The organism is Curtobacterium sp. NPDC098951, from assembly GCF_044759965.1.
In the GTDB taxonomy this organism is placed as follows: Bacteria; Actinomycetota; Actinomycetes; order Actinomycetales; family Microbacteriaceae; genus Curtobacterium.
Window position 1 is genome coordinate 418,646 of the sequence record NZ_JBIWAG010000002.1, and the last position, 13,612, is coordinate 432,257.

Below are 13,612 nucleotides of genomic sequence, written 5' to 3' on the forward strand. Positions count from 1 at the left end.
GGAGTCGAGTCAGACTTCGCCGCCACCCGCCCCGACTCCAGCGTCTGCACCGCCATCATACGCCCGGCACTCGCACCGGGAGGGCGACCAGTCCGCGCGCTCGAGCGCGAGGTCGCCGATGGGGTTGACGCCGGGTCCGGCGGCGAGGGCGTGGCCGACGAGGGCGTGCAGGCACTTCACGCGGGTGGGCATGCCACCGGCGCTGATGCCGTCGATCTCGTCGACGTGCTCGATCGACTCGCGATCGGCCAGGTAGGACTCGTGCGCCGCGAGGTACGCGGCCGCGGTGGTGTCGTCCTCGAGCAGGGCTGCCAGCTCCGGCATCACCTGGTTCGCCTCGAGGGTGCTGACCGCAGCGGTGGCCGCGGGGTGGCACAGGTAGTAGAACGTCGGGAACGGGGTGCCGTTCGACAGGCGGGGCTTCGTGGAGACGACCGTGGGGTTGCCACAGACGCAGCGTGCCGCGATCCCGATGACGTCACGAGCCGGTCGGCCGAGCTGCGCCGACACGACCTGGACGTCGCGGTCGGAGGGCGGGTCGAAGGGAGGGGTCGTCACGGGAACGTGAGCCTACCGGAGTCCCGCGCGTCGTCCTACTTCGTGTCGCCGGTGCCGGAGACGTCCGGTGCGACGAGCTGCTGCGTGGTCTCGTCGGTGAGCCCGGAGGTGAGCACCGACGACAGCATCGCCTGCAGCCAGTCGACCTTGGGCGTCTGCACGGTGGAGCTCACGGGGGTCCCGGAGTCGGTCGTCGGGCGCCCGTCGTCCTTCTGGTCCTGGTTGCCCATCACGAGGTAACTTTCCTCGCCCGGGTACACGTAGAGGAGCCGGTCCCTGGCCTGCGCCTCGATGTAGGCGGGGTCGTCCCAGCGCGCGACGTCCTTCTTCTTCTGGGTGACGTCGGCCTTCTGGCTCGCGACCTCGCGCTGCTGCTGGGCGATCTGCTCCTGCTGCTGGATCAGTGTCCGCAGCGACGGCGCGAGCACGACGACGAAGAGCACGATGATCGCGAGCATGAGCAGGCTGAACCCGGAGAACCGGATCGAGCGGTACCACGGCTGCTCGGACGCGCCGCCCTCGGGCAGCGCCACGGGTACGCGGCGGACACGGGGCTTCTGGCTGGGCACGCTCCGACGATAACCCGCCGGCGGCGTGGGGCGCGGTCGGCACGCGGCCGTTCGGTGCCCTCCCAGCCCGCGGGCCAGGAGGCGCGGCTCGGCCCCGCCCCGCCGCGTACGCCCGGCGCCCGGTCGCGTCCACCGCGTACTCGCCCCGGGCGAGCCGTCGACGTCGCACGATCGGCCGCCCGCGTCCGGCCGAGGTCGCACGATCGGCCGCCCACGTCCGGCAGAGGCGGCAGGTCGTGCGACCTCGGCGGTCAGCGCCCGGCACGTCGTGCGACCTCGGCGCCCGGACGACGAGACGCCGCCCTCCCCGAGGGGAGGACGGCGTCTCGTCGGAACGCTGGTTACAGCGCGGCCGAACGCGGGAACGCCGAGCGGCCGGCGTAGACCGCCGCGTCGCCGAGCTCTTCCTCGATGCGGAGCAGCTGGTTGTACTTCGCGACGCGGTCCGAACGAGCCGGGGCGCCGGTCTTGATCTGGCCGCCGTCGACCGCGACCGCGATGTCCGCGATCGTCGTGTCCTCGGTCTCGCCCGAACGGTGCGAGAGGATCGAGGTGAGCCCGTGACGGTGCGCGAGGGACACGGCGTCGAGCGTCTCGGTAAGGGTACCGATCTGGTTCACCTTGACGAGGATCGAGTTGGCGGCCTTCTCGTCGATGCCCCGCTGCAGACGCTTCGGGTTCGTGACGAACAGGTCGTCGCCGACGATCTGCACCTTGTCGCCGAGCTCGGCGGTCAGGTGGCTCCAGCCGGCCCAGTCGTCCTCGGCCAGCGGGTCCTCGATCGTCGCGAGCGGGTAGTCGCGGACGAGGTCGGCGAAGTACGCGGTGAACTCCTCGCCCGAGAGCTGCTTGCCCTCGAACGCGTACTTGCCGTCGTGGAAGAACTCGGTCGAGGCGACGTCGAGGCCCAGCGCGATGTCCTTGCCCGGGGTGAAGCCGGCCTTCTCGATCGCGGCGAGCAGGAAGTCGAGCGCCGCGCGGTTGGACGCGAGCTCCGGCGCGAAGCCGCCCTCGTCGCCGAGGCCGGTCGCGAGGCCCTGCTTCTTCAGTTCGCCCTTGAGTGCGTGGTAGGTCTCGACGCCCCAGCGGAGCGCCTCGGAGAACGACTCGGCGCCGTAGGGCACGAGGAAGAACTCCTGGATGTCGACGTTGGTGTCGGCGTGGGCGCCACCGTTGACGACGTTCATGAGCGGGACCGGCAGCGTGTGCGCGTTCGGGCCGCCGAGGTAGCGGAACAGCGGCAGGTCGGCCGAGTCGGCAGCGGCACGTGCCACCGCGAGCGAGGCGCCGAGGATCGCGTTCGCACCGAGGCGCGACTTGTTCTCGGTGCCGTCGAGCTCGATGAGCGCGGCGTCGACGAGGCGCTGGTCGGTGGCGTCGAAGCCCTCGAGCGCCGGACCGATCTCGTCGAGGACTGCGTCGACCGCCTTGAGGACGCCCTTGCCGCCGTAGCGGGAAGCGTCTCCGTCGCGGAGCTCGTACGCCTCGAACGCGCCGGTGGAGGCACCGGACGGGACGAGCGCGCGCGAGACGACGCCGTCGTCGAGGAGGACCTCGACCTCGACCGTCGGGTTGCCTCGGGAATCGAGGACTTCGCGTGCGCCTACGGCATCGATCTGGGCCACGGGGTACTCCCTACACGTTCGGTTGTGGTGATTGCGGAGTCGATCCTAGCGAGGCGCAGGTGAACACGAGGCGTGCATGACGGGCGACGGTGGAGAACTCACGCCAGGGGACGGAACTCCACACCCTCGAGCGTGTGCGTGTCCACCCCCACGGTGGCGAAGGCGTCGAACCCCTGCGCGACGAGACCGGCGAGCAGGTTCTTCATGTTCTTCGTGCGTCGTTCGAGCCGGACACGACGGTGCCCCGCGAGCGCCTCGGCCTTGAGCGCCGCGAGCCGCACCGGGTCGACGTCCTTGTCGTACACCAGCACGACCGAGTCGGACTCGGCCGACTCGGGGAGGGTCACGAGGTCGACGAGCCGCTCGAAGCCGAGCGAGAACCCGACCGCCGGGACGTCCTGCCCGAGGAACCGGCCGATCATGCCGTCGTAGCGACCGCCGCCGCCGAGGCTGTAGCCGAAGTCGGGGTGCGCGACCTCGAAGATCGTGCCGGTGTAGTAGCCCATGCCACGCACGAGCGTCGGGTCGAAGCGCAGGTCGACGCCGGGGAGCGCGGAACGGAGCTGCTGCAGGTCACCGAACGCCTCGGCGTCCAGCCACGGTGCGCCGTCGACCGCGTCCCAGTCGGCGGTCTCGAGCGTGCGGATGGTGTCCTCGAGCCCGGGCAGGTCGACGCCGACGGTCTCGCGGAGTTCCGCCGCCACGCCGTCCGGCCCGATCTTGTCGAGCTTGTCGATCGTGATGAGCGCGCGGTCGGCAACGGCCGAGTCGGTGACACCCCACGAGGCGAGGAGCGCCAGGAGGATCCGTCGGTCGTTGATCCGGATGGTGGTGTCCTCGACGCCGAGCGCGTCAAGGGCCGCCGTCGTCGCCCGGATGAGCTCGATCTCGGCCAGCTGCCCCGGCTCGCCGAGGATGTCGATGTCGCACTGCACGAACTGCCGGTAGCGCCCCTTCTGCGGCCGCTCCGCGCGCCAGACCGGAGCGATCTGCACCGACCGGAACACGGACGGCAGCTCGGCGCGGTGCGTCGCGTAGAAGCGGGCGAGGGGCACGGTGAGGTCGAACCGCAGGCCGAGGTCGGCGAGGTCGAGCGGTGATCCGGCGGCCTGGAGGTCCTCGGTGGAGAGCCCGCGCTTCATGACGGCGAACGCGAGCTTCTCGTTGTCGCCGCCGAGGCCCGAGTGCAGCCGTGCGGCGTCCTCGACCACCGGCGTCTCGATCTCGTCGAAGCCGTGGTGCGCGTAGACACCCCGGATGACCCCGAGGACGTGCTCGCGCCGGGCCTTGTCTGCCGGGAGGAAGTCACGCATGCCACGGGGAGCCGTCACGGTCGGAGCCATGCGTCGATTCTGGCAGATCGACCCCGCCGACTTGCACACCCGCCGACCTGCTGATATTCTTCATCCAGAACCTCGGTTCGGCAGGTGCCTGATCCACCTGTCGGATCGTTCGCGAGGGCAACGTGCTGCAGTGTGCCCCGCGGTTCGAGCGGGCTGGTCCCTCGGCACCTCTTCCCTGGCGGTGCCGTCCGCCCGCTGGCGGGTGCCCTCCTTTTTTCGGGTTGGGAGGGCACCCGCTCACTCCCCGACGCGTCCCACCGACTCCAACTCCACGACCGCTGCCCGCAGACTCGCGATCGGGTCGATCCCGGCCTCCCGAGCGTCGGCGATCATCGTCAGCACGTCGGTCCCCCACCGCGGGTCCACCAGGTCGACGCCCGTGCCCGAGTCTGCGTTCACGCCCACTTCCGTGCCCGCGCCCGCTTCCGCACCCGCTTCCGTGCCCGCGCCTGCTTCCGCACCCGCGCCCGCTTCCGTGCCCGCGCTCCCGCTCGCGCCCGTCCCAGCGGAGGCGACGACGGACGCGACGACCGTGTCGGCGTCTCCCCGTTCCTCCAGGCGTTCCAGCAGCTTGACCGCCCGTTCCATCGGGGGCATCGCCCGCGGGACCCCGTCGAACACGCTCCGCCGCGAGGACTTCTCGGCCGCCTTGGCCGCGCGCCAGACCCGCACGACGTCCTCGACGGTGTCCGCCCGCTCGTCGCCGAACACGTGCGGGTGTCGGCGCACCATCTTGTCGCGGGCCCCGGCGGCCACGTCCTCGAGGTCGAACGACTCGGCGAGCCCGGCGTGCAGCACCACCTGGTAGAGCACGTCGCCGAGCTCCTCGCGGAGTTCGACCTCGTCGCCGGAGTCGATCGCGTCGACGAGCTCGTACGACTCCTCGACCGCGTAACGCGCCAGCGACGCATGGGTCTGCGCGCGGTTCCAGACGCAGCCTCCGTCCGGGTCGAGCAGGCGGTCGACGACGGCGACGAGGTCCGAGACGGCGGTCATGCGGTCATCGTGCCACGCACCGCACCGTGGACGCCGCCGGGGCCCACCCGGTATGCTGTACGTGGCGTGTCGGGAAGTCTGGTCGACGGACCATCACCCGACCCCTCTCCGACGGAGCTCCATGCCCGCACTCTTCCGCTCCCCCAGGTTCAGCGCCATCGCGTTGCTCACCGCGGCCGTCCTCGGCCTCGTCGTGGCGAACTCGCCGCTCGGCCCCGGGCTCGAGCACCTCCTGCACGTGCACGCCCCGTGGGGAGCCGTCGGACTCGACCTGTCCGTGTCGCACTGGATCAGCGACGGCCTGCTCGCGGTGTTCTTCCTGCTCGTCGCGATCGAGCTCAAGCACGAGCTGGTCGCCGGCGAACTGTCCAACCCGAAGACGGCGGTCATCCCCGCCATCGCGGCCGTCGGCGGCGTCCTCGTCCCTGCGGGCGTCTACCTCGCGGTCACCGCCGGGACCCCGTACGGTCACGGCTGGCCGATCCCGACCGCGACGGACATCGCCTTCGCGCTCGGCGTCCTCGCGATGTTCGGACGCGGCCTGCCCTCGACGCTCCGGGTGTTCCTGCTGGCGCTGGCGGTGCTCGACGACCTCATCGCGATCATCATCATCGCGGTGGTGTTCGCCCACGACACGAACTTCCTCGCCCTCGCCGGGGCCGTCGCCGTGCTCGCACTCTTCTGGCTGCTCGGCAAGGCCCTGCGCCCCGGGCGTCCCGGTCAGGCCTGGGTCATCGCGGGCATGGTCGTGCTCGGCGTCGTGACGTGGTGGCTCGTCTACCACTCCGGCGTGCACGCGACGATCGCGGGCGTGGCGCTCGGACTCGTCCTGCCCCGCCGACCCGGCCACACCCTGCACGAGAACGTCGAGCCGTGGTCGAACGCGATCGTCCTGCCGGTGTTCGCCTTCGCCTCGGCCGCGGTGGTGGTGCCGGCCGTCGGCATCGGCCAGCTCTCCCCCACGTTCTGGGCCGTCGTCCTCGCGCTGCCGGTCGGCAAGGTCATCGGCATCACGCTGTTCGGTGCCGTCGCGACCCGGATCTTCCGCGCGCCGGGCCGCTCGACCCTGTCGTTCTGGTCGATCGTCACGGTGGGGGTGCTCGGCGGGATCGGGTTCACGGTCTCGCTGCTCATGAACGAGCTCGCGTTCGCCCGGAACGAGGAGATCCTCGACGAGGGCGTGCTCGCCGTGCTGGTCGGCTCGGGCATCGCGATCGTGGCGTCCGCCGTGGTGGTCAGCCTGCGCGCGCGGCGGTACCGGGCGCGCAGGGAACTCTCCGAGGCCGAGGCGACCGAGTAGCGGGGCGCCGCGAGCCCGCGGGGCGCCGTCTCGGAACGACATTGTCGCCGTCGTACGACGACCACGATGTCCTACGTTGCACGCGCGCACCGTTGCACGCGCGCTCAGGCGACGTTGTTGCTGTCGTACGACATCGACGATGTCGCATTGAGTCCACACCGCACGCCCGCACGCACGCAAGCGAGCGCGCGACGCGACCGCCGCCGGACGGGAGGCGCGGTGCCAGCCGGCACCGCGCCTCCCGTCCGAGCGGACGCGCCACCAGGGCGCGCTACGCGGCCGGCGTCGACTCCGCCGGCGCCTTCGACGCCCCGTACACGGCGGTCAGGATGCTCTCGACCCACTGGATGAGCGCGTCGTCCGGCAGGGTCTCGCCGTGCGGCTTCGGCAGCGGGATGCTCGCCGCGTCCTGCTGCGGGAACCACCGAGCGCCCGGGAACATCCGCTTGAGCCGCACCTGCGCCGAGTCCGCGAGCTCCTTGCCCGCGACCCGCAGGTTGGAGCCCATGACGACGACGTCGGACAGCCCGACCTGCTGCGCCATCCGGCGGAGGCGCGAGACCTCGACGAGGGTGAGCACGGCCTGCGGCGGCTGCCCGTACCGGTCGGTCAGCTCGTCGAGGACCATGTCGATGCCCTCGGCCTGCGCCGCGGGAGCCGAGGCGGCTGAGAGCTTCTGGTACGCCTCGAGCCGGAGCCGCTCGGACTCGACGTAGTCGTCCGGGATGTGTGCGTCGACGGGGATCTCGAGGCGGAGTTCGGTCTGGCCCTCGGCGACGTCCCCGCGGAACTGCGAGACGGCCTCGCCGATCATGCGCAGGTACAGGTCGAACCCGACGCCCGCGATGTGCCCGGACTGCTCGCCACCGAGCAGGTTGCCCGCGCCGCGGAGCTCGAGGTCCTTCATGGCGACCTGCATGCCCGCACCGAGCTCGTTGTTCGCCGCGATCGTCTCGAGGCGGTCCTGTGCGGTCTCGGACAGGGGCTTGTCGGCGTCGTAGAGGAAGTACGCGTAGCCGCGCTCGCGACCACGGCCGACGCGACCGCGGAGCTGGTGCAGCTGCGACAGTCCGTACTTGTCGGCCTTGTCGATGATGAGGGTGTTCGCGTTCGCGATGTCGAGGCCGGTCTCGATGATGGTGGTCGAGACGAGGACGTCGAAGCGGCGCTCCCAGAAGTCGACCATCACCTGCTCGAGCGTCGACTCGGACATCTGCCCGTGCGCGACGGCGATGCGGGCGTCCGGCACGATCTCGGCGAGGTGCGCGGCGACGGACTGGATGTCCTTCACCCGGTTGTGCACGTAGAACACCTGCCCCTCGCGCAGGAGCTCGCGACGGATCGCGGCGGCGACCTGCAGGTCGGACTGCGGTCCGACGAAGGTGAGGATCGGGTGTCGGTCCTCGGGCGGCGTGGCGAGGGTGGACATCTCGCGGATGCCGGTCACGGCCATCTCGAGCGACCGCGGGATCGGCGTCGCGGACATCGCGAGCACGTCGACGTTCGTCTTGAGCTTCTTCAGCTGGTCCTTGTGCTCGACGCCGAACCGCTGTTCCTCGTCGATGATCACGAGCCCGACGTCCTTGAACGCGATCCCCTGCGACAGGATCCGGTGGGTTCCGATGACGATGTCGACGGTGCCGTCGGCGAGCCCGGCGATGGTCTCCTTCGACTCCTTCTCGGTCTGGAACCGGCTGAGGGCGCGCAGGTGCACCGGGAAGCCGGCGAAGCGCTCCTGGAAGGTCTCCATGTGCTGGCGGACGAGCAACGTCGTCGGGACGAGCACGGCGACCTGCTTGCCGTCCTGGACCGCCTTGAACGCTGCGCGGATCGCGACCTCGGTCTTGCCGTAGCCGACGTCGCCGGACAGCAGCCGGTCCATCGGGATCGGGCTCTCCATGTCGCGCTTGATCTCGTCGATGGTGGTGAGCTGGTCGGCGGTCTCGGCGAACGGGAACGCCTCTTCCAGCTCGCGCTGCCACGGGGTGTCCGGGCCGAACGCGTGCCCCTTCGACGCCATGCGCGCCGAGTAGAGCTTGACGAGGTCGACGGCGATGTCGCGGACCGCCTTGCGCGCCTTGCTCTTCGCCGAGGCCCAGTCGGAGCCGCCCATCTTCGACAGCGTCGGGGACTCGCCGCCGACGTACCGCGACAGCTGGTCGAGCTGGTCGGTGGGCACGAAGAGCTTGTCGCCCGGGAACCCGCGCTTCGACGGCGCGTACTCGAGCACGAGGTACTCGCGCTGCGTCTTGACCGCGTTGCGGCCGCCGCTCGAGACCTCGCGCGAGACGAGCTCGACGAACTTGCCGATGCCGTGCGTGGCGTGCACGACGACGTCGCCCGGCTTGAGCTGCAGCGGGTCGACGACGTTCTTGCGCCGGCTCGCGAGCTTCTTCACGGTGCGGGCGCCCTGCTGGACGCTGCGACCGTAGAACTCGGCCTCGCTGATCACGACGATGCGCGGGTCCGGCACGGCGAAGCCCGCCTCGACGGCGGCGGTGGTCACCAGGGCGACCCCCGGCTCGGGAGGCGCGGTGACGGCCTCGGCTCGGGCTGCGACACCGGCGTCGGCGAGCACCTGCGCCGCCCGTTCGACCAGTCCCTGGCCCTGGGCGGTCACCACGACGGCCCACCCGTCGTCGGTGAGCTGCTTCACGTGGGCGATCGCACCGTCCGCGCTGCCGGCGAAGCTCGGCACCGCCTCGGCCCGGACGCGGATGTACTCCCCCGCCTCGGCTGCGGCCTCGGCGTCGGTGAGCACCCGGTCGGAGTCGCCCTCGTCGAGCCCGGAGTCGAACGGCGACACCGTCCACCAGGTGCGCTGCCCCCGCCCGTTCTTGAGCTGCTGCACGGTGAGGAAGTTGCCGGCGTCGAGGTCGATCGGCGCCTGGGCACCGGCGACCGCGGCGCTCCACGCGGCCTGCAGGAACTCGGTGTTCGTCTCGGCGAGGCTGTGCGCCCGACCGCTCACCCGCTCGGGCGAGAGGACCGCGACGACCGCGTCGGCCGGCAGGTAGTCGGTGACGGGCACGAGGTCCTGCACGAGGGCCGGGGCGAGGGACTCCATGCCCTCGACCGGGATGCCCTCGGCGATCTTCGCGAGCATCTGGGACAGGTTCGGGAACTCGTGGAGCATCTCGCGCGCCCGCTGCCGGACGTCGTCGCTCAGCAGCAGTTCGCGGGAGGCCGTGAGCTCGACGCGGCCGAGGTCGTCGTCCGTCGTGCGCTGGTCGGCGACGGAGAACGCCTTGATCGCCTCGATCTCGTCGCCGAAGAAGTCGACGCGGACGGGGTGGTCGGCGGTCGGTGGGAAGACGTCGAGGATGCCACCGCGCACGGCGAACTCCCCGCGCCGGGTGACGAGGTCGACCCGGGCGTAGGCCATGTCCACCAGCTGCCCGGCGATCGTGCCGAGGTCGTTGCCGCGGGAGTCGGTCGCGAGGACGATCGGGGCGAGTGAGGTGAGGTTGCCGGCGATGGGCTGCAGCGCCGCGCGGACGCTCGCCACCACCACCGTCGTGCGGCGCTGGGCCGCGGGGGCGTCCTGCCAGGCGGCGAGCTTGCGGAGGGTCGCGATGCGCGTGCCGACGGTCTGCGCGCTCGGGCTGAGCCGTTCGTGCGGCAGGGTCTCCCACGCGGGGAACTCGAGGACCTCGGCATCGGGCAGGTAGCTGCCGACCGACGAGCGGACGGCTTCCGCCTCGCGCCCGGTGGCCGTGATCACGAACAGGCAATGCGGCCCGTTGCGTTCGGCCAGCAGGGCGCCGAGCAGGGGCACGCGCAGGCCGTCGACGACCGAGAAGTCGGCGTCGCGGGGCGCGGCGCGGAGGACGCGATCGAACGCGGAGGCGCGCGAGAGCGCAGGGATGATGCCCGAGATCGTCACTCAGGAGATGGTACCGGCCACGACCGACAGCGCCCGCGTTCTGCGCGAACGGCGAACAGCGGACGGCGAGCGGCGGACGCCCGGAGGCGCGCGGCGCCGGTCAGGACGGGGCGTGCACGCGCTGCTGCGCGGCGAGGAGCCCGAGGTCGGCGATCGCCTCGACCGCGTCCGCACCGTCGGCCAGCAGGTTCGGCAGCGTCTTCTTCTCGGTCGGCGAGAAGTCGCGCAGCACGTAGTCGGCCGGGTCCTGGCGCCCCGGGGGACGGCCGATGCCGATCCGCACGCGGGTGAACTCGTTGGTCCCCGTGGCCTTGATGATGTCGCGCAGGCCGTTGTGCCCGCCGTGCCCGCCGCTGCCCTTGAGGCGGACGGTGTCGAACGGCAGGTCCAGCTCGTCGTGCACGACGACGAGGTCGGCCGGGGTGGCGCTGTAGAACCCGAGCACGCTCGAGACCGGGCCACCCGAGGTGTTCATGAACGACCCCGGCTTCGCCAGCACCAGGCGGGGTCCGCCCGGGACCAGGCGCCCCTCGGCGACCTGGTTCGGCGTCTTGTGCTTCTTGAACGTCGCTCCCATGCGGGCGGCGAGTTCGTCGAGGACCATCTGGCCGACGTTGTGACGGTTGCCCGCGTAGCCGGGCCCGGGGTTCCCGAGCCCGACCACGACGAGCGTCCTGCCTGTCATCAGCGTCGGCCAGATGTCCGCGAAGGGGTGTTACTCGCCGTCGACCGGGGCGGAGCCGCCCTCGGCACCGGCCTCGGCGCCCGCCTCGTCGGCGGCGTCGTCGTCGGCGGTGCCACGCGGGGTGACGATCGCGACGACCAGCGCCTCGCCGTCGGTCTCGAGCTCGGCACCCTCGGGGAGCTGCAGCTCGGAGGCGTGGATCTGCGCGCCGTCCTCGAGGCCCTCGACGTCGACCACGACGTGCTCGGGGATGGAGGTGGCGAGCACGAGCAGCGAGACCGTGTTGAGGTCCTGCACGTGGATGGTGCCGGAGAAGGACTCGCCCTCGACGACGACGGGCACGTCGACCGTGACCTTCTCGCCGCGGCGGAGGACCACGAGGTCGATGTGCTCGATGATCTGGCGCACCGGGTCACGCTGGACGTCCTTGACGAGGGCGAGCTGGGCCGCACCCTCGATGTCGAGGTCGACGACCGCGTTCGCCGTGCGGACGAGCAGCATGGTCTCGTGACCGGGCAGCGTGATGTGCTTCGGCTCGGTGCCGTGGCCGTAGACGACGGCCGGGATCTTGTCGGCGGCGCGGAGCTTGCGGGCAGCGCCCTTGCCGAACTTGGTGCGGACTTCCGCTGCGAGCTTGGTGTAGTCGGCCATGGTGTCTCCTGGTCTCGGGGACGACACCGGGGTGCCGGCATCGTGGGGGTCTGTGGTGTTGCGACTCGAACGCGTGCACGCGTGAGGAACGCTCCCAAGCTGGGCCGGGTCTCCCACCGCGTCGATCACGGCCGCGCGTACGCGGCCCTCGCCGAAGTCAGTCACCGAGTCTAGCAGGACCGATCCGGGCGTGTCGCACCGCGTCCTGGACGTCGGTACAGGAGGACGGGAGGCGCGGTGCGGGCCCGCACCGCGCCTCCCGTCCTGCAGGGGGTACCGTCAGTGACCGGCCGCCTCGGCACCCTCCGGCACCTTGAGGAGGGAGAGCACCACGAATGCGAGGGCGTAGAGCGCGACGAACGTCCAGACGACGCCGCCGGGGCCGCCCCACGGCAGCACCGCGCTGACGACGGCGTTCCCGAGGAAGGTCGCACCGCCGGCCGCGGTGGCGTACATCGCCATGGCCGCGCCGCGACGCTCCTCGCCGGCGAAGGCGGGGACGATCGCGCCCATCGGGGTGAACCCGGCGAGCATGATGCCGAACACGGTGCCGGCCGCGGTCGCGAGCCAGAAGCCCCACTCGGAGCCGGCCGGCACGAGGTGCGGCACGTACCACCAGGCGAGCAGCCCGATCGCGGAGGCACCGATGCCGAACCACTTGACCGTGCGGATCCACCCGATGCGGTCACCGAGGGCGCCGAAGAACGCGTTGAACAGGATGTTGCCGGCGTAGACGATCACCGTCATCGTGAGCCACTTCGACTGCCCCCAGCCGAGCTCGGTGCCGATGATCGCGGGCATGATCACGAACATGCCGAACTCCGGCGCGGTGTTCACGAGCCGGATGAGCACCGCCAGCAGGACCTTCGGCCGCTTGATGCAGACCTCGATGCCGGAGGCGATCACCCGGGCGGCGGAGTGCGAGCGCGGTGCGATCCGGCCGAGCCCGGTGGACTCGTGCACGCCGAAGCGGACGATCGCCCACCCGACGACGACGAACACGAGCGACAGGGCCATCGACCACGTCTCGCCGAGCGATCCGCCGCCGAACGCCGGGATGCTGCCGATCGCGATGAGCGAGCCGAGCGTCGGCAGCCCGCCGGTGAAGACCACGTAGAACCAGCCGACGGCGGTGGCGTTCCGCTCGCGGGCGACGGTGTGGTTGATCCAGCACAGGAACGAGAACGCGAAGAGCGGGAAGCCGAGGCCGCGCAGGAAGTACGTCAGCGCGATGAGCCCGACCGACGCCGTGGGCAGCGCCGCGAGGAACGCGACCTGGAACACCACCCAGAGGACGGCGCCGATGGTCATCACCCGGCGGGGACCCCAGAGGTCGGAGAGCACACCGGCGAAGTACGAGGCCACCAGGACGGCGACGCCGTAGATGCCGATGATCATCGCGGCACTGTCGGTGCCGCCGCTGCCGAGGACGCCGGCGATGTGCGGTGCGATGAAGTTCGACTCGATGCCGTCGCCCGTCATGAAGACGAGGACGCCGAGGAAGCCCCAGCGCAGGGCGTGTGGGATGCCGAGGCGGGCGAGGAGCCCCTCGCGTGCCGTGGACGGTGGCGGTGGGGCGGCGGGTCCGGTCGCGGTTCGGGTCGCGGGTTCGGCCGCGGCTCCGGCGGCGGTTCCGGCCGCGGCTCCGGCGGCGGTTCCGTCGGCGGGGACGTGGGTGCCGCTCGGCGGGGTCAGGGTGCTGGTTCGGTTGGTGCGGGGTTCCGACATGCGTCGTCTCTCCTGGATGGCGCCCCGGAGTGCTCGACCCGGCATCGCGGCATGTCTCCGGGGTGCGCCGCGCGCCGCGCACCGACCGTCCGCGCAGGGGCTGCGGGCGGGTGGTGCGTCGGCGATGATGCGAGTCCTGTACCCGGGCCGCCCGGTGCTGCTGCGGGGGTCGTGCCCGGCGGACCATCGCCGGCCCGAAGCATGGTGCCCGAGATTAGACCGCTCCAACGCATCCCGTCAAGAACGACAACTGTTGGGTAACGATGTGGCC

10 protein-coding genes are annotated in these 13,612 nt (G+C 71.4%); 1 reads left to right on the plus strand and 9 read right to left on the minus strand.

What is annotated here, in order from left to right; genetic code table 11:
* Nucleotides 1-9: 9 nt before the first annotated feature.
* From ACIQUC_RS06645 to ACIQUC_RS06665, 5 genes are all read right to left on the minus strand, one after another.
* Nucleotides 10-558 (minus strand): DUF501 domain-containing protein, encoded by a 549-nt coding sequence (locus tag ACIQUC_RS06645; protein ID WP_022906197.1) that lies wholly within the window; start codon nucleotides 556-558, stop codon nucleotides 10-12.
* 35 nt (nucleotides 559-593) lie between these two features.
* Complete coding sequence (locus ACIQUC_RS06650; RefSeq protein ID WP_031261700.1) at nucleotides 594-1,127, minus strand: septum formation initiator family protein; 534 nt, start codon at nucleotides 1,125-1,127, stop codon at nucleotides 594-596.
* 341 nt (nucleotides 1,128-1,468) lie between these two features.
* Complete coding sequence (gene eno, locus ACIQUC_RS06655) at nucleotides 1,469-2,752, minus strand: phosphopyruvate hydratase (protein ID WP_022906199.1); 1,284 nt, start codon at nucleotides 2,750-2,752, stop codon at nucleotides 1,469-1,471.
* Nucleotides 2,753-2,850: 98 nt separating this feature from the next.
* The gene (gene hisS, locus ACIQUC_RS06660; protein WP_402264674.1) at nucleotides 2,851-4,095 is read right to left on the minus strand and encodes a histidine--tRNA ligase; all 1,245 of its coding nucleotides are present in this window, start codon (nucleotides 4,093-4,095) and stop codon (nucleotides 2,851-2,853) included.
* A gap of 237 nt (nucleotides 4,096-4,332) precedes the next feature.
* Nucleotides 4,333-5,091, minus strand: coding sequence for a MazG family protein (locus tag ACIQUC_RS06665; RefSeq protein ID WP_402264677.1), 759 nt, complete (start codon nucleotides 5,089-5,091; stop codon nucleotides 4,333-4,335).
* 121 nt (nucleotides 5,092-5,212) lie between these two features.
* Between ACIQUC_RS06665 and nhaA the strand changes: the two genes are divergently transcribed.
* On the plus strand, nucleotides 5,213-6,391 hold the full coding sequence (gene nhaA, locus ACIQUC_RS06670; protein WP_402264680.1) for a Na+/H+ antiporter NhaA: 1,179 nt from the start codon (nucleotides 5,213-5,215) through the stop codon (nucleotides 6,389-6,391).
* A 271-nt stretch (nucleotides 6,392-6,662) separates the two neighbouring features.
* On the opposite strand, the gene mfd is transcribed toward nhaA, so the two are convergent.
* The 4 genes from mfd to ACIQUC_RS06690 form a co-directional block, all read right to left on the minus strand.
* Nucleotides 6,663-10,277 carry a transcription-repair coupling factor gene (mfd, locus tag ACIQUC_RS06675; RefSeq protein ID WP_402264682.1) on the minus strand — a complete coding sequence of 1,205 codons (3,615 nt, stop codon included), beginning with the start codon at nucleotides 10,275-10,277 and terminating at the stop codon, nucleotides 6,663-6,665.
* 100 nt (nucleotides 10,278-10,377) lie between these two features.
* Entirely contained in the window at nucleotides 10,378-10,962 is a 585-nt protein-coding gene (pth, locus tag ACIQUC_RS06680; protein WP_402264684.1) for an aminoacyl-tRNA hydrolase, read from the minus strand.
* A 30-nt stretch (nucleotides 10,963-10,992) separates the two neighbouring features.
* Nucleotides 10,993-11,613 carry a 50S ribosomal protein L25/general stress protein Ctc gene (locus ACIQUC_RS06685; RefSeq protein WP_402264687.1) on the minus strand — a complete coding sequence of 207 codons (621 nt, stop codon included), beginning with the start codon at nucleotides 11,611-11,613 and terminating at the stop codon, nucleotides 10,993-10,995.
* Between the two features lie 279 nt (nucleotides 11,614-11,892).
* A complete protein-coding gene (locus tag ACIQUC_RS06690; RefSeq protein ID WP_402264690.1) occupies nucleotides 11,893-13,341 on the minus strand; it encodes an RbtT/DalT/CsbX family MFS transporter in 1,449 nt (482 codons plus the stop codon).
* Nucleotides 13,342-13,612 lie beyond the last annotated feature (271 nt).